Source organism: Virgisporangium aurantiacum, from assembly GCF_016863635.1.
In the GTDB taxonomy this organism is placed as follows: Bacteria; Actinomycetota; Actinomycetes; order Mycobacteriales; family Micromonosporaceae; genus Virgisporangium; species Virgisporangium aurantiacum.
Genome location: NZ_BOPG01000004.1, coordinates 91956 through 107067, shown reverse-complemented (window position 1 = coordinate 107067; position 15112 = coordinate 91956). Strand labels below are relative to the sequence as shown.

The following is a 15112-nucleotide window of genomic DNA, read 5'->3' as shown; positions in this document are numbered from 1 at the left end:
GGTGGTGGCGGCCCGGCGGAGACCGTCGGTCGCCGGGAGGACGCGCTTGCGGCGACGGGACGCGGACCGCTTGCTCCCCGCACCCGTCGCCTCGGTGCCGTTCCGGTCATCGGGGTGAAAGGCGCTCGCGTCCACAGGATCATCATGACCGGTCAGCGGCTCGAACAACACGGATCCGGACAGCAGGTTCTCAGCGCATCGTGACGAGACCAACGCGTTCGACCGCGCCGCTCGGCGCCCGATCGAGGCGTACCCGTTGGCCGACGCGGAGCAGTCGGAGCCCCGAGGCCGCGAACGCGGCGGCGGGGAACTCGAGCCGCTGCCCGTCGTCGAGAAGCACCGCACCCGCACCGGTGCCGGAGTCGAACTCGCTGACCGTCCCCTGCATGCCCAAACCCTAGACCGCGATCCCGGCACGCAGGAGCGCACGGGTGTGCGGGCCAACCCCGAGGGCGACGGCGATCGCCAGGTCGGCCGGGGTGTCGACGTCGTGGCGCAGCGAGGGCCAGTCGCCCTCGACGCGGCGGGCGCCGGCGTGGCCGTGCGCGGCCGCCGAACCCGGGCCGAACCTGGGCACCAGCCGACCGCCGGCCGCGGCGACCAGCAGCACCGTGCCGGTGCCGGACGCGTCGGGGACGTACCCGCCACCGGCGGCGGTCGCCAGGGCGCTCAGGGCCGCGCTCAGCTCGTCACCCCGAAGAGCGGGCAGATCGGCCGGCAGCGCCGCGATGCGGCCGACCACGGCTGTGCTCGCGGTGGCGGCCGCGTGCCGCAACGCCGCGTTGAGGCCGCCGGACCCGGCCCCAGACCCGGCCCCGGACCCGGCCCCGGGCACCGACTCCGGACCCGGTTCCGCGACGGTCCGGGCGCCCAGCGCCGTGACGGCGGCCGAGACCAGCGGATCCGCCGTGACCACCAGCACATCGGCGATGCCCGGCGCCGCCAACGCCGCCGCGACGGTGTCCTGCGCCATCGCCAGCACGAGCGGCTCGTGCCGCTCCGCGCCCACCGCGCCGCGCAGCCGGGTCTTGGCGGCGGCCAGCCGCTTCACCGGGACGAGCACCGACCACTCCACCCGCCCGATAGTGCCCTACCCGGCACGGCGGTTGTCGCTCGCGGTGACCAGCGCCACGCCGGTAAGGTTTGGCCGGCGGAGTGGCTGGCCGGACGGCCGAAACCGGGTGGGGCTCCGCGTGGAGGAGGCACACGTGGCCGGGCGTGGCTTGGGTTTCTGGCGGCGGTTCGCGGTGATGGCGATCAAGCCACCACTGACGGTGTTCACGCGCCGGACGTGGAGCGGGTTCGAGCACGTCCCGCAGACCGGTCCGGTGATCATCGTCGTGAACCATATTTCGCATGCCGACACGGTCGCCGTCGCGCACTACGTCTACGACTCCGGCCGCTGGCCGCAGTTCATGATCAAGGGCTCGGTGTTCAAGGTGCCGGTGCTCGGCAACCTGATGCACCGGTGGCAGCAGATTCCGGTGGAGCGCGGAACCACCGACGCGGCCCGTGCGCTGGAGGCGTCCGTCGCGGTGATCGAGGCCGGCGGGGCGGTGGTCATCTACCCGGAGGGCTCCACCACCAAGGAGCCCGACCTGTGGCCGATGCGCGGCAAGACCGGCGCGGCGCGGCTCGCGCTCGCCACCGGCGCGCCCGTGGTGCCGCTGGTGAGCTGGGGCGCGCAGAAGATCTTCGACCCGCGTACCAAGAAGTGGCGGGTGCGGCCGCGCACCCCGGTGACCCTGGCCGCCGGTCCGCCGGTCGACCTGTCGCGCTGGGCCGGGCAGCCGCCCACCAGCCCGGTGCTCAACGAGATGACCACCGAGATCATGAACCGGCTCCGCGAGATGATCTCCGAACTGCGCGGGGAACCGGCGCCGCCGATCTGGAGCCCGTCCTCGGCCGCCAAGGCCGACTCGAAGGCCGAGGAGCCGTCGTGACCGAGCACTTGTGCGAGGGCACCATTCAGCAGAGCCGCCCCGGTCAGGGCGGGTCGCCACGAAGTGGAGACCCGGCATGACGCGTGCCGCCGTTCTGGGCGCCGGGTCGTGGGGGACGGCGTTCGCGAAGATCATGGCCGACGCCGGCTGTGACGTCACCGTGTGGGCGCGCCGGCCGGCCGTCGCCGCGGCGATCCGGGAACAGCGCACCAACCCCGACTACCTGCCGGCGCTGCGGCTGCCCGTGGGCGTCACCGCCACCACCGACCCGCGGCAGGCGATCCGCGGCGCCGAGCTGGTGGTGCTCGCCGTGCCGTCGCAGACGCTGCGCGGCAACCTCGCCGACTGGTCGTCGGTGATCGAGTCCGACGCCACCCTGATCAGCCTCATGAAGGGCATCGAGCTCGGCACCACCAAGCGGATGAGCCAGGTCATCGCCGAGGCCGCCGACGTGCCCGACGAGCGGGTGGTGGTGGTCAGCGGCCCCAACCTGGCCGCCGAGATCGCCGCCGAGCAGCCCGCCGCAACCGTGGTGGCCTGCCGCGACACCGGCCGCGCGGAACTCGTGCAGAAGGCGATCACCACCCGGTACCTGCGCCCGTACACGAACGAGGACGTCGTCGGCTGCGAACTCGGTGGCGCGGTGAAGAACGTGATCGCGCTGGCGTACGGGATGGCCACCGCGCTCGGGTTCGGTGACAACACCCGGGCGATGGTGATCACCCGCGGGCTGGCCGAGACGGCCCGGCTGGGCGTGGCGCTCGGCGCCGACCCGCTGACGTTCGCCGGCCTGGCCGGCCTCGGCGACCTGGTGGGCACCTGCTCGTCGCCGCTGTCGCGGAACCGCACGTTCGGCGAGCACCTCGGCCGGGGCGAGACGCTGGAGCAGGCGCAGGCGGCCACCCGGCAGACGGCCGAGGGCGTCAAGAGCTGCCTGGCGATCCGTGACCTGGCCCAACGGCACGGCGTCGAGATGCCGATCACCGCGCAGGTCGAGCGGGTCTGTCACGAGGGCCTCGACCCGCGGATCGCCGTCGGCGCCCTGATGGGCAGGAGTGTGAAACCGGAGTGACCGGAGACGGAACGCGCGTCGCCCATGCCGGGCTGCCGGATCCCGTACCGGGGCAGCCGTTCCTGCCCGGTCCGGTGTTCGCCGCCCCGTACCACCTCGACCCCGTCGCGGGGCCGCAACCGGGCACGCCCGGCTACGGCCGGCCCGACAACCCCACCCGCGTCGCGCTGGAAGCCGCCATCGGCGAACTCGAAGGCGGCGAGTGCGTCGCGTTCGCCAGCGGCATGGCCGCGATCGCGGCGGTCTTCCAGGTGTGCGGGCGGAACGGCAGCGTCGTCGTGCCGTCCGACGGGTACTTCGCCGGCCGGGCGCTGGCGGAGCAGATGCTGCCGAGCGTCCGGTACGCCCCCACGGCGGGTCCCGCGCCCGACTTCGCCGGCGTCTCCCTCGTCCTCCTGGAAAGCCCGGCCAACCCGGGCCTGGACATGTGCGACCTGCCCGCGCTGAGCGCGGCAGCCCACGCGGCGGGAGCGCTGGTCGCGGTGGACAACACCACGGCGACGCCGCTCGGCCAGCGGCCGCTCGACCTCGGTGCCGACGTCTCCGTCGCGTCCGGCACCAAGGCGCTGGCCGGCCACTCCGACGTGCTGATCGGCTACGTGGCCACCCGCGACGCCGGCCTGGCGGAGAAGTTCCGCTCCTGGCGCGCGCTCGGCGGCGCGATTCCGGGCCCGTTCGAGGCCTGGCTGGTGCACCGCTCGATGGGCACGCTCGACCTGCGGCTGGCCCGGCAGAGCACCAACGCCGCCGCCGTGGCCGAGGTTCTCGCGGCCCATCCGGCCGTCGTCTCGGTGCGGTGGCCGGGACGCCCGGCGGATCCGGCCTACGACCTCGCCCGGAAGCAACTGCGCCGGGTGCCGGGCGTGGTGACGTTCACGCTGGCCGACAAGGCGGCCGTCGACCGGTTCCTCACCGCGAGCACGCTGATCGCCGCCGCCACCAGCTTCGGCGGCCTGCACACCACCGCCGACCGGCGCGAGCAGTGGGGCGACGACGTGTCGCCCGGCCTGGTGCGGCTGTCGTGCGGGATCGAGGACGAGGCCGACCTGGTCGCCGACCTCCAGGCGGCGCTGAAGGCGGTCTAAACCGGGCTCGGTTTCAGGGCGAAACCGGCGATCTCGGGCGCCTTCAGGGGACGCGCGAAGTGGTAGCCCTGCGCGTACCGGTACCCGAGCTCGTACAGCCGGTCGGCCTGCGCACCGGTCTCCACGCCCTCCGCGACCACGACCAGCCGCATCGCGGAACCGATCTGGCTGAGCGACGTGATGATCGCCTCCTGCTCCGGACTCTGACCCACGCCGTCGACGAACGACTTGTCCACCTTCAACACGTCGATCGGGACGGTGCGGAGCAGGCCCAGAGACGAGTGACCGGTGCCGAAGTCGTCCAGCGCCACCCGGACGCCGAGGTCCTTCATCGCGTTGACCGCGACGAGCGCCGGGCCGCCGTCGAACACCGCGGTCTCGGTGATCTCGACGGTCAGTTTCTCCGCCGGCAGGCCCGACGCGAGCAGCGCCGCCTCCACCACGGTCGGGAAGTCGGGCTCGATGAGCTGGCGGGCCGACACGTTCACGCTGATCCGGCCCGGTGCGGCCGGGCCGAGCTCGCGCAGCCAGGCCGCGCCCTGCTGGCAGGCCTCGTAAAGGACCCACGCGCCCAGCGCGGTGATCAGCCCGGTGCGCTCGGCGACCGGGATGAACTCGACCGGCGACACGAACCCGCGCACCGGGTGCTGCCACCGCACCAACGCCTCGACGCCGCTGAGCTCGCCGTGCGGCAGCGTGACGATCGGCTGGTACACCAGCGCCAGCTCGTTACGGTCGATCGCGACGGACAGGTCGGCGGCCAGCTGGGCGTGCTCCTGCGCGGCCTGGTCCATGCTCTGGTCGAACTCCACGCACCGGCCGCGGCCCTGGTTCTTCGCCGCGTACATCGCGAGGTCGGCCCGGCGCAGCAGTTCGGCGGCGGTGATGCCGGGCGTCCCCGGAGCCACACCGACGCTGGCCCGCACCAGCAGGTCGTAGCCCTTCGCCGTCACCGGCTGCTCCAGTTCGCCCATGAGCCGGCGGGCGATCTCCATCCGCTCGTCCGGTACGACGTCACGCAGCAGCACCGCGAACTCGTCACCGCCGAGGCGGGCCACCGTGTCCTGCGGCCGCAGGCCGTCGCGCAGCCGGGTGGCGACGTCGCGCAGCAGCGCGTCGCCGACGGCGTGGCCGAGCCGGTCGTTGATGAGCTTGAAGTCGTCCAGGTCCACCAGCACCATCACGGTGCCGGCGGGCTCGTCGGTGGCGAGCGCCTCGTCGGCGACGCTCGCGAACAGGGTGCGGTTGAGCAGGCCGGTCAGGTCGTCGTGGGTGGCCTGGTAGGCGAGGTCGTCCCGGTACCGCCGGGCCTCGGTGACGTCGCGGGCGTTGCTCACCATGCCCTTGATGACCGGGTCGTTGAAGAAGTTGGTGCTGTGCACCTCGAGCCGGCGCCAGGTGCCGTCGGCCCGCCGGAACCGGGCCTCGCCGTGCGCGGTCGCGCCCGGCCCGGCGTACGAGGGGGCCAGCTGTTCGGCGAGCGCCTCCCGGTCGTCGGGGTGGACGACCATCCGGCAGCCCTCCAGCACCTGCTCCGGCGTGATCTGGAGCATCTTCTCGATGCCCGGGCTGATGTAGGTGATCCGGCCGGTGCTGTCGGTGATCGAGACGACGTCGGTCGAGTTGCGAACCAGCGCCCGGAACCGGTGCTCCTGCGCGCGCACGTCCCGCAGGCTCTCGTCGAGGCGGCCGACCAGCCGGGCGTTGTCGTGGAACGCGGTGATCTGGCGGACGATGATCAGCGTTGTCAGGACGACGGACCCGACCAGCAGCATCTCGTGGCGCGGCAGGTCGCGCATCTCGGCCACCAGCGCGAGCAGGTTGAACAGGACGACCGCCGCGTACGGCACCACGCTGAAGGGTCGCCGGCGGGTGCGGGCGGCGGCCGCGTCGGGGTCGGCCAGCGCGACCCGTTGCCGGCGGGCCGCCAGCATCCACCCGACCGCCGAGACCGGCAGCACCACGGTCTCCGGGGTGAGCCCGGTCCACGGCGTCAGCGCGGCCAGACCGCCGGCCGCCATCGCGCTCATCACGAGGGACCCGCCGAGCAGCCGCATCGACACCTGGTCGAGCGGCTCGGCGCCGGTGATCATGAGCTTGCCGACCGCGACCAGGCCGCAGCCGGTGACGCACCCCAGGATCAGCGTGAGTTCCAGGGCACCCGACCGCCCGGTGGCGTGCAGCAGCTGGGTGGCGAGGTACCACATCATCACGACGGTCGCGCAGCCGACGACCGCCAGGTCGAGGACGACCGTCCGCCGGTTCCGCAACTGGTGCCACGGCACCGGCAGGACCGCCATCGCCGCCACGAACATCAGCAGGCCCACGATGTACAGCACGAACGCGGCCATCGGCACGGAGCTGACCTGGCCATCGGCCGCGCCGTCGGACCGGCCGGTCGCGCCGCCGACGGCCGCACCGGCCGCGGTGAGCCCCATCGACCAGGCGAGCAGCAGCCACGACCGGCGCACCCCGGGGCCCGACGCCGTACCGGTGCGCCCGGCCGCGCGGGCGGTGTCGACCGCCACGACCGTGCCCAGCGTCCAGTTCGTCATGCTCAGCAGGCCGGCCAGGAGGTTGCCGCCACGGTCCACGACACCGGTCGCGCGCGCGACGTACAGCAGGATCGCCAGCCCCACGACCCCGACCGCGACCGCGGGCAGTAGCCGCACGAGCCGGTCGGGTGACCGCCGTCCGTGCTCCGCCATCGGTCTCCTCGGTAGTCGGTCCGTTACGCTCCTTCCATCGGCTGGCTTCCGCCCGTGTTAAGAGTTCGGTCCCGGCAGGGCGAGCACTGTGCGTATGGTGCGCGGCCGGTATCGTCGGCGCGTGGCTGACTCGTCGGTTCCAGCGAAACCCCGTGTCGCGGTCGTTTTCGGCGGTCGCAGCACCGAACACGCCATCTCGTGCGTCAGCGCCGGAAACGTGCTGGCCGCACTCGATCCGGACGAGTTCGACGTGGTGCCGGTCGGCATCACCAAGGCCGGCGGATGGGTGCTCACCACCGGCGGCGCCGCGACGGCGATCGAGGGCCGCCGGCTACCGGCGGTGACGGATGCGTCCGGTACCGCAGTGGTGCTGCCGGCCGACCCGACCATCGGGCAGATCGAGGTCGTCGACGCCCGGCAGGGCGTGCAGGCCCTCACCGGCGTCGACGTGGTGTTCCCGCTGCTGCACGGCGCCTACGGCGAAGACGGCACGATCCAGGGCCTGCTGGAGATGGCCGGGCTGCCGTACGTCGGCGCCGGGGTGTTCGCCTCGGCAGCCGGCATGGACAAGGAGTTCACCAAGCGCCTCGCCGCGGCCGACGGCATCCCGGTCGGCCCCTACACCGTGCTGCGGGCCGGCCAGTCGCTGTCGGCGGCCGACCGCGACCGGTTGGGGCTGCCGGTGTTCGTGAAGCCGTCCCGGGCGGGGTCGAGCATCGGCATCACGCGCGTCGCCGACTGGGCCGACCTCGACGCGGCCGTCGCCAAGGCCCGCGAGATCGACCCGAAGGTGATCGTCGAGGGCGCGGTGGTCGGCCGCGAGGTCGAGTGCGGCGTGCTGGAGGGCGAGCACGGCGGTGCGCCCGAGGCCAGCGTGGTCGGCGAGATCCGGGTGCCGGGCGGGTTCTACGACTTCGACGCCAAGTATCTCGACGACGTCGCCGAGGTCTCCGTTCCGGCCGACCTGCCGGCCGAGGTCACCGAGCGGGTGCGGGAACTGGCCGTGCGCACGTTCGTGACGCTCGACTGCGCGGGTCTCGCCCGGGTCGACTTCTTCGTGACGCCCGACAACGAGGTGTACCTCAACGAGATCAACACCATGCCCGGGTTCACGCCGATCTCGCTGTTCCCGCGCATGTGGGCGGCCTCGGGCCTGGACTACTCGAAGCTGGTGTCGCGCCTGATCCGCACCGCGCTGCGGCGCGGCACGGGCCTGCACTAGCCCTTGCAGACCTGCTTGACCTCGGGAATCGCTTCCGTGATCGGTTTCGCCAGGTCGACCAGGTCCTGCCCGAGGAAACCGGACGGCGCCATGACCACCAGCGGCACCTCGCGCCCCTGCAGGCTCCACCGGCGCGCGCCGGCCGGGTCGTCCTGGTACCAGCAGGGTCCCTCGATCTGGAAGTACTGGGCGCCGTCGGGCGGGGTGGGTGCGCTGGCGCCGCAGGCGACGGTGACCGCCGGCTCGCCGTAGGCGGCGTTCTGCTCCGGGCCGGCCGTCACCGGGCGACGGGGCAGGTCGCCGAAGTGGTCGGGCAGCTTCGACAGCAGGGCGCGGCAGACCGCGGCCGGCCGGTCGGCCAGCGGCGGTGCCGCCATCTCGACCGGCGTCGAGGGCACCGGCTTCGGCGACGCGGCCGGGTTGTTCCGCTCGGCCGGCTCGCCGGGCGACATGATCTGGAACGCGACGACGCCCGCGACGACCGCCACGGGAATCGCGATCATCGCGGCGATCCGCGCCGCGCGCCTCGTATCGGGGTCGGCCATCACAGGTGGACGACGGAGCAGGTGACCGTGCGCGTGATGCCCGGTACCAGCTGAACCTTGCTGACGATCATTTTTCCGAGCTCGTCGACGGTGCGTGCCTCGGTGAGCACCACCACGTCGTACGGACCGGTCACCGCGTCGACCCGAACGACTCCCGCAACATCCCGGATCGCCGCGGCCACGTCACGCGCCTTTCCCACCTCGGTTTGGATGAGGATGTACGCCTGGACCACGACAATGCTCCTATCCCTGGTTTCCTATCCGTTCGTTTCCCACCGCATTCGCCCGAGACCACAGCAAGCCCTGTGAAACTACAGCACAGAGCGGATTCGGCTCACTCCCACGAGCGAGGTAGGTACATGACCGTTGCCAACGCGGGCGAGTTCGGGTTGATTGCCCGGATCACCCGACGGCTTCCCGCCGGTCCGTCCACATTGCTCGGCCCCGGCGACGACGCCGCGGTGGTGGCCGCTCCCGACCGGCGGGTGGTGGTATCCACGGACGTGCTCGTCGACGGCCGCCACTTCCGGCGGGACTGGTCGACCGCGGAAGACGTCGGACACCGCGCGGCCGCGGCGAACCTCGCCGACATCGCCGCGATGGGTGCCGTGCCGACCGCACTGGTGGTGGCCCTGTGCACGCCACCCGACCTGCCGTTGAACTGGGCCGAGGAACTGGCCGACGGGCTGGGCGCGGAGGCGGCGAGCGCCGGCGCGGCCGTTGTCGGCGGCGACATCTCGTCGAGCCCGACGCTGACGATCGCCGTCACCGCGCTCGGCGACCTCGACGGCCGCGCGCCGGTGACGCGCGGCGGTGCGCGACCCGGCGACGTCGTCGCGGTCGCCGGCCGCCTCGGCCACGCCGCGGCCGGCTACACCGTGCTGTGCCGGGGTTTCCGGACGCCGAAGATCCTCGTGGACGCCCACCGGCGCCCCGAAGTGCCGTACCGCGCCGGCCCGGAGGCCGCTGTGCTGGGCGCCACCGCGATGATCGACGTGTCGGACGGGCTGCTCGCCGACCTGGGCCACATCGCCACCGCCAGCGGAGTGGCGATCGACCTGCGCCGGGAGACGTTCCCGTTGCCGGGCCAGATGCGCGACGCGGCCGCGGCGCTCGGCGTCGACCCGTACACGTGGCTGCTCTCCGGCGGCGACGACCACGCGCTCGCCGCGACGTTCCCGGCCGACACCGATCTGCCCGAGCGCTGGCTGGTGGTGGGCCAGGTCCAGGACTCCGCAATGCCCGCGGTCACGGTCGACGGCCGGGTGTTCGGCGACGGCACCGGCGGCTGGGACCACTTCAGATAGGAACACCAACAGGGGACGGGCGTGCGCCCGTCCCCTGTTGGTAAGTATGCGTGCGCCGTTAGGCGCGGACGACCTTGCCGGCCTTCAGGCAGGACGTGCAGACCTGCACCCGCTTGGTGTTACCGCCACCGGCGGGGGTGCGCACGTTCTGGATGTTCGGGTTCCACCGACGCCGCGTACGGCGGTGCGAGTGGGACACGTTGTTGCCGAAGCCGGGCTTCTTGCCACAGACGTCGCACACGCTAGCCACGGGAATCTCCTGGATTTGCTCGAACGAATGCAGGCCCGGATGACGGGCAACCCGGTAAGACTACCCGAGCCCGCCACGGAGCCGAAATCGGCCGCTGGTGGCGGCGGGCTGTCATACCGCGCCATTAGGGTTACGGCGTGCCGGACAGTCTCGATGCGGTCGCCGTGCGCCAGTGGTGCGCGCTCGGCCTCGACGCGCTGCGCCGGCACCAGCGCGAGATCGACGATCTCAACGTGTACCCGGTTCCCGACGGCGACACCGGTACCAACCTGGTGCTCACGGTCTCGGCGGCGGTCGAGGCGATCGCGCTTCATCGGGAGGCGATCACCCCCGAACTGCTGCGCGCCCTCGCGCGCGGTGCCCTCCTCGGTGCCCGGGGCAACTCCGGCGTGATCCTCTCCCAGTTGCTGCGCGGCCTGGCCGACGGGCTCGCCACCAGCCCGTCCCCGGGTGGGCTGGCCTTCGCCGCGGCGCTGGTCGCCGCCGCCGACGCGGCGTACCGGGCGGTGGCGGTGCCGGCCGAGGGCACGGTGCTGTCGGTGGCCCGGGCGGCGGCCACGGCGGCGGCGGAGACGGAGTCCGACGATCTGGCCGTGGTGGTGGCCGCCGCGGCCATGGCCGCCCGGCAGGCGCTGGCCCGCACGCCGGAGCAGTTGCCGGCGCTGGCCCGGGCCGGGGTGGTCGACGCGGGCGGGCGCGGGCTGTGCGTCCTGCTCGACGCGCTGGCCGAGGTGGTCACCGGGGTCACCGGCACCGACGAGGTGTATCCGCCGCCGAAGACGGCGGCGGTGGCGCGGGAACGGCTACGGGTCCGCGAGGCGGGTTCGGAGGAGTACGCGTACGAGGTGCAGTACCTGCTCGACGCGTCCGACACCGCGGTCGAGCGGCTGCGGGCCGCGCTCGGCGGGCTGGGCGACTCGCTGGTGGTGGTCGGCACCGGTGACGGCACCTGGAACGTGCACGTGCACGTCAACGACGTCGGCGGCGCGATCGAGGCGGGCGTCGTCGCGGGCCGGCCGTACCGCATCGCCGTCACCCGGTTCGAAGATCAGGTGGGCACCGATCCCGACGCGCGCGCCGTCGTGGTGCTGTGCGCCGGCGACGGCATCGCCGACCTGTTCGCGGGGGAGGGCGCGGTCGTGGTCACCGCCACCGCCGGCGGCACGCCGTCGACGGCCGAGATCCTGGCGGCGGTCAAGGCCACCGGCGCCGGCAACGTGGTGGTGCTGCCCAACGACCCGAACGCCGCCGCGGTCGCCACGGCGGCCGCCACCGAGGCGCGCGCCGAGAAGATCAACGTCGCGGTCATCCGCACCCGGTCGCCGGTGCAGGCACTGGCGGCGCTCGCGGTGCGCGATCCGGGCCAGCGGTTCGACGACGACGTGATCGGGATGGCCGAGGCCGCCGGCGCCTGCCGGTACGGCGAGGTCACGGTCGCGAGCCGGGCCGCGCTCACGATGGCCGGCCCCTGCGAGCCCGGCGACGTGATCGCGCTGATCGAGGGCGAGGTGAACCTCATCGGCACCGACCTCACCACGGTCTGCCGCGACCTGCTCGACCGCATGCTCTCCGGTGGCGGCGAGCTGGTCACGCTGGTCACCGGCGCGGCGGCGCCGCCCGGGCTGGCCGACGACCTCACCGGCCACCTCGAACAGCGGTGGAAGTTCGTCGAGGCGCAGGCCCACGAGGGCGGCCAGCCGCACTACCCGCTGCTCGTGGGGGTCGAATGAGTCTCGTGGACACGCCACTGTCCAAAGTGGTCGGTGCCAAGACCGGCAAGGCGTTCGCCGACCACCTCGACCTGAACACGTGCGGCGACCTGCTCTACCACTTCCCGCGCCGCTACGACGAGCGCGGCGAGCACACCGACATCCGCGGCCTGGAGATCGGCGAACAGGTCACCGTGATGGCGCAGGTCAAGAGCGTCAACCTGCGGCCGATGCGGGCCCGGCGCGGCAACCTGCTCGAAGTGGTGGTGGGCGACGGCACCGGCGGCGTGCTCACCTGCACGTTCTTCAACCAGGCGTGGCGCCAGCGCGACCTGCAGACCGGCCGCTGGGGCCTGTTCGCCGGCAAGGTGACCGATTTCCGCGGCAAGCGCCAGCTCAACGGCCCCGACTACGTGCTGCTGAGTGCCGACGCCGACGCCGAGGAGGAGGTCGAGGAGTTCGCCGGCGCGCTGATCCCGGTGTATCCGGCCGCCGCCGCGCTGCCCACCTGGACCATCGCCCGCACCGTCCGGGTGGTGCTCGACACGTTCGAGCCGCCCGACGACCCGCTGCCGGCCGGCCTGCGGGCCGAGCACAACCTCGCCGGCATCGGGCCGGCACTGCGCGACATCCACCGGCCGGCCACCCGCGGCGCGCTCGAGCTGGCGCGGCGGCGGTTGAAGTGGGACGAGGCGTTCGCCGTCCAGTTGACGCTCGCGCAGCGCCGCAAGCGGGCCGAACTGTTGCCCGCGGTGCCCCGGCCACGCCGGGAGACCGGCGTGCTCGCGGCGTTCGAGACGACACTGCCGTACGAGCTCACCGAGGGGCAGCTCCGGGTCGGAGACGAGATCGCCGACGACCTGGCGAACGCCCACCCGATGCACCGGCTGCTGCAGGGCGAGGTCGGTTCCGGCAAGACGCTGTGCGCGCTGCGCGCGATGCTGCAGGTGGTCGACGCCGGTGGGCAGGCGGCCATGCTCGCGCCCACCGAGGTGCTCGCCGGGCAGCACGCCCGCGGCCTGCGCGACCTGCTCGGCGCGTACGGGCGGGCGGGCGAGCTCGACGGGCATCCCGACGGCACGAAGGTCGCGCTGGTCACCGGCTCGCTCGGCGCGGCGGCCCGGCGGGCGGTGGCGGCCGACGTCGCCTCCGGCGAGGCCGGCATCGTGGTCGGCACGCACGCGCTGCTCTACGACGGTGTCGACTTCGCCGACCTGGGCCTCATCGTCGTCGACGAGCAGCACCGGTTCGGCGTCGAGCAGCGCGACAAGCTGCGGTCCAAGGCCGACAAGCCGCCGCACGTGCTGGTCATGACGGCCACCCCGATCCCGCGCACGGTCGCGATGACCGTCTTCGGCGACCTCGAGGTCTCGACGCTCAGCCAGCTTCCGCGCGGCCGGTCGCCGATCGCCACCCACGTCGTGCCGGTGGCGGAGAAGCCGCAGTTCCTCGAACGGGCCTGGCGCCGCGTGCGCGAGGAGGTCCAGAAGGGCCACCAGGCGTACATCGTCTGCCCCCGGATCGGCGACAACGAGAACGAGGACGAGCCGCCTGCCGACAACGACAGCGAGAAGGCGCGGCCACCGCTGGCGGTGCTCGACGTGGTCGAGATGCTGCGCGGCGAGCTGCTGCCCGACCTGCGCATCGGTGTGCTGCACGGCCGGCTGCCCGCCGACGAGAAAGACGCCGTGATGCGCGCGTTCGCGGCCGCCGAGACCGACGTCCTGGTCGCCACCACCGTGATCGAGGTGGGTGTCGACGTGCCCAACTCCACGATGATGATGATCATGGACGCCGACCGGTTCGGGGTCTCCCAGCTCCACCAGCTGCGCGGCCGGGTCGGCCGTGGCTCCGCTCCCGGGCTGTGCCTGCTGGTCACCGAGGCGATGGCCGGCACGCCGGCCCGCGAGCGGCTCGACTCGGTGGCCTCCACGCTCGACGGGTTCCGGCTCGCCGAACTCGACCTGGAACAGCGCCGCGAGGGCGACGTGCTGGGCGCCGCGCAGAGCGGCCGGCGGTCCCACCTGCGGCTCCTGTCGCTCCGCAAGGACACCAAGCTGATCGGCGAGGCGCGCGTCGCCGCGATCGACCTGGTGAAGGAGGACCCGGAGCTGGAGAAGCACCCCGACCTCGCCGCTTCGGTGGCCCGCCTGGTCGACGACGAGCGCGCCGAGTACCTGGAGAAGGGGTGAGCCGCGTGATCGCCGGTGTTTTCGGCGGGCGCCGGCTGCAGACCCCGCCCGGGCAGGGCACCCGGCCCACGTCCGACCGGGTGCGGGAGGCCCTGTTCAGCACGCTCGACTCGCTGACGCACCTGGAAGACGCGTGGTTCGCCGACCTGTACGCCGGGTCGGGTGCCGTCGGGCTGGAGGCCGCCAGCCGGGGCGCCGCGCGCGTCACGCTGGTGGAGTCCGCGCCGGCGGCGGGCCGGGCCGTCCGGGCGAACATCGCCGCGCTAGGGGTGGGCGAGGCCTGCACCCTGGTCACCACCAGGGTGGAACAGGCGGTCGCGGCCCCGCCCCCCGAGCCGTACGACGTGATCTTCGCCGACCCACCGTACGACCTTCCCGACGACGCGCTCGCATCGGTTCTTGCGGCGATCGGCGCCAACGGGTGGCTGGCCACCGACGGGCTTCTCGTGGTCGAGCGGTCAACCAGGTCACCGGAGCCCACGTGGCCCGATGTGGTTACACCGGGGCGTGGTCGGCGGTACGGCGAGACCACCCTTTGGTACGGTCGCCGATCATGAGTGAGCAGCGGCCACGGCGGGCGGCCTGTCCCGGCTCCTTCGACCCGGTACAGCTCGGCCACCTCGACGTGATCGGCCGCGCGTCGACCCTGTACGACGAGGTCGTCGTGGCGGTCCTGGTGAACGAGTCCAAGGTGGGGCTGTTCACCGTCGACGAGCGGATCGAGATGCTCACCGAGGTCACCGCGACGTACCCGAACGTGTCGGTCCGCAAGTTCCGTGGGCTGCTCGTCGACTTCTGCCGCGCGAACGACATCCCGGTGGTGATCAAGGGCCTGCGGGTCGCCAGCGACTTCGACTACGAGTTGCAGATGGCGCAGATGAACTGGGGCCTGGCCGGCGTGGAGACCCTGTTCATGCCCACCAGCCCGCAGTTCTCGTTCGTGTCGTCGAGCCTGATCAAAGACGTGGCGAAGTGGGGCGGCGACGTCACCCCGCACGTGCCCGACACGGTCGCCACGCGGTTGCGAGAAAAACTCGCGAAACCACGGGACTAAGAAACGCGGAAGTTTCAGGTCGGGC

General features: G+C 73.0%; 15 protein-coding genes. 9 read left to right on the top strand and 6 right to left on the bottom strand.

What is annotated here, in order from left to right; all coding sequences use genetic code 11:
- Nucleotides 1-190 precede the first annotated feature (190 nt).
- Both Vau01_RS02950 and cofC read right to left on the bottom strand, forming a co-directional pair.
- Nucleotides 191-388, bottom strand: a complete 198-nt coding sequence (locus Vau01_RS02950) for a cold-shock protein (RefSeq protein WP_203986820.1) — start codon at nucleotides 386-388, stop codon at nucleotides 191-193.
- 9 nt (nucleotides 389-397) lie between these two features.
- Nucleotides 398-1075 carry a 2-phospho-L-lactate guanylyltransferase gene (gene cofC, locus Vau01_RS02945; protein ID WP_373320155.1) on the bottom strand — a complete coding sequence of 226 codons (678 nt, stop codon included), beginning with the start codon at nucleotides 1073-1075 and terminating at the stop codon, nucleotides 398-400.
- Nucleotides 1076-1208: 133 nt separating this feature from the next.
- On the opposite strand from cofC, the gene Vau01_RS02940 reads away from it, so the two are divergent.
- The 3 genes from Vau01_RS02940 to Vau01_RS02930 all read left to right on the top strand — a co-directional run bounded on the left by Vau01_RS02940 (nucleotide 1209) and on the right by Vau01_RS02930 (nucleotide 4100).
- On the top strand, nucleotides 1209-1943 hold the full coding sequence (locus tag Vau01_RS02940) for a lysophospholipid acyltransferase family protein (RefSeq protein WP_203986817.1): 735 nt from the start codon (nucleotides 1209-1211) through the stop codon (nucleotides 1941-1943).
- 76 nt (nucleotides 1944-2019) lie between these two features.
- A complete protein-coding gene (locus Vau01_RS02935; protein ID WP_203986814.1) occupies nucleotides 2020-3015 on the top strand; it encodes an NAD(P)H-dependent glycerol-3-phosphate dehydrogenase in 996 nt (331 codons plus the stop codon).
- Complete coding sequence (locus Vau01_RS02930) at nucleotides 3012-4100, top strand: cystathionine gamma-lyase (RefSeq protein ID WP_203986812.1); 1089 nt, start codon at nucleotides 3012-3014, stop codon at nucleotides 4098-4100. The genes Vau01_RS02935 and Vau01_RS02930 overlap by 4 nt, the downstream gene beginning before the upstream one ends.
- Here Vau01_RS02930 and Vau01_RS02925 read toward each other — a convergent pair.
- The gene (locus tag Vau01_RS02925) at nucleotides 4097-6808 is read right to left on the bottom strand and encodes a putative bifunctional diguanylate cyclase/phosphodiesterase (RefSeq protein WP_203986809.1); all 2712 of its coding nucleotides are present in this window, start codon (nucleotides 6806-6808) and stop codon (nucleotides 4097-4099) included. The two genes, Vau01_RS02930 and Vau01_RS02925, sit on opposite strands and share 4 nt — an antisense overlap.
- A 121-nt stretch (nucleotides 6809-6929) precedes the next feature.
- Between Vau01_RS02925 and Vau01_RS02920 the strand changes: the two genes are divergently transcribed.
- On the top strand, nucleotides 6930-8030 hold the full coding sequence (locus Vau01_RS02920) for a D-alanine--D-alanine ligase family protein (RefSeq protein ID WP_239151257.1): 1101 nt from the start codon (nucleotides 6930-6932) through the stop codon (nucleotides 8028-8030).
- Here the strand turns inward: Vau01_RS02920 and Vau01_RS02915 are convergent.
- Both Vau01_RS02915 and Vau01_RS02910 read right to left on the bottom strand, forming a co-directional pair.
- Nucleotides 8027-8533 carry a DUF3515 domain-containing protein gene (locus tag Vau01_RS02915; RefSeq protein WP_373320154.1) on the bottom strand — a complete coding sequence of 169 codons (507 nt, stop codon included), beginning with the start codon at nucleotides 8531-8533 and terminating at the stop codon, nucleotides 8027-8029. The two genes, Vau01_RS02920 and Vau01_RS02915, sit on opposite strands and share 4 nt — an antisense overlap.
- A gap of 41 nt (nucleotides 8534-8574) precedes the next feature.
- Complete coding sequence (locus Vau01_RS02910; RefSeq protein WP_203986805.1) at nucleotides 8575-8808, bottom strand: Lrp/AsnC ligand binding domain-containing protein; 234 nt, start codon at nucleotides 8806-8808, stop codon at nucleotides 8575-8577.
- Nucleotides 8809-8934: 126 nt separating this feature from the next.
- Between Vau01_RS02910 and Vau01_RS02905 the strand changes: the two genes are divergently transcribed.
- Nucleotides 8935-9882, top strand: coding sequence for a thiamine-phosphate kinase (locus tag Vau01_RS02905; protein ID WP_203986803.1), 948 nt, complete (start codon nucleotides 8935-8937; stop codon nucleotides 9880-9882).
- Nucleotides 9883-9940: 58 nt separating this feature from the next.
- On the opposite strand, the gene rpmB is transcribed toward Vau01_RS02905, so the two are convergent.
- Nucleotides 9941-10132 (bottom strand): 50S ribosomal protein L28, encoded by a 192-nt coding sequence (gene rpmB / locus Vau01_RS02900; RefSeq protein WP_203986801.1) that lies wholly within the window; start codon nucleotides 10130-10132, stop codon nucleotides 9941-9943.
- A gap of 137 nt (nucleotides 10133-10269) precedes the next feature.
- Between rpmB and fakA the strand changes: the two genes are divergently transcribed.
- Genes fakA through coaD form a run of 4 tightly spaced genes read left to right on the top strand, consistent with a single transcriptional unit; the run spans nucleotide 10270 to nucleotide 15087 of the window.
- Nucleotides 10270-11862 carry a DAK2 domain-containing protein gene (gene fakA, locus Vau01_RS02895; protein ID WP_203986799.1) on the top strand — a complete coding sequence of 531 codons (1593 nt, stop codon included), beginning with the start codon at nucleotides 10270-10272 and terminating at the stop codon, nucleotides 11860-11862.
- On the top strand, nucleotides 11859-14033 hold the full coding sequence (gene recG / locus Vau01_RS02890) for an ATP-dependent DNA helicase RecG (protein ID WP_203986797.1): 2175 nt from the start codon (nucleotides 11859-11861) through the stop codon (nucleotides 14031-14033). Before fakA ends, recG begins: the two co-directional genes overlap by 4 nt.
- Complete coding sequence (rsmD, locus tag Vau01_RS02885; protein ID WP_203986794.1) at nucleotides 14030-14590, top strand: 16S rRNA (guanine(966)-N(2))-methyltransferase RsmD; 561 nt, start codon at nucleotides 14030-14032, stop codon at nucleotides 14588-14590. Before recG ends, rsmD begins: the two co-directional genes overlap by 4 nt.
- Nucleotides 14587-15087 carry a pantetheine-phosphate adenylyltransferase gene (gene coaD, locus Vau01_RS02880; protein WP_203986792.1) on the top strand — a complete coding sequence of 167 codons (501 nt, stop codon included), beginning with the start codon at nucleotides 14587-14589 and terminating at the stop codon, nucleotides 15085-15087. Before rsmD ends, coaD begins: the two co-directional genes overlap by 4 nt.
- Nucleotides 15088-15112: the final 25 nt, after the last annotated feature.

Bases quoted from the DNA above. Each gene is read 5' to 3' on its own strand.
- Vau01_RS02950 (WP_203986820.1), bottom strand. From the start codon at position 388: ATGCAGGGGACGGTCAGCGAGTTCGACTCCGGCACCGGTGCGGGTGCG.
- Vau01_RS02935 (WP_203986814.1), top strand. From the start codon at position 2,020: ATGACGCGTGCCGCCGTTCTGGGCGCCGGGTCGTGGGGGACGGCGTTC.
- Vau01_RS02925 (WP_203986809.1), bottom strand. From the start codon at position 6,808: ATGGCGGAGCACGGACGGCGGTCACCCGACCGGCTCGTGCGGCTACTG.
- Vau01_RS02915 (WP_373320154.1), bottom strand. From the start codon at position 8,533: ATGATCGCGATTCCCGTGGCGGTCGTCGCGGGCGTCGTCGCGTTCCAG.
- Vau01_RS02905 (WP_203986803.1), top strand. From the start codon at position 8,935: ATGACCGTTGCCAACGCGGGCGAGTTCGGGTTGATTGCCCGGATCACC.
- recG (WP_203986797.1), top strand. From the start codon at position 11,859: ATGAGTCTCGTGGACACGCCACTGTCCAAAGTGGTCGGTGCCAAGACC.
- coaD (WP_203986792.1), top strand. From the start codon at position 14,587: ATGAGTGAGCAGCGGCCACGGCGGGCGGCCTGTCCCGGCTCCTTCGAC.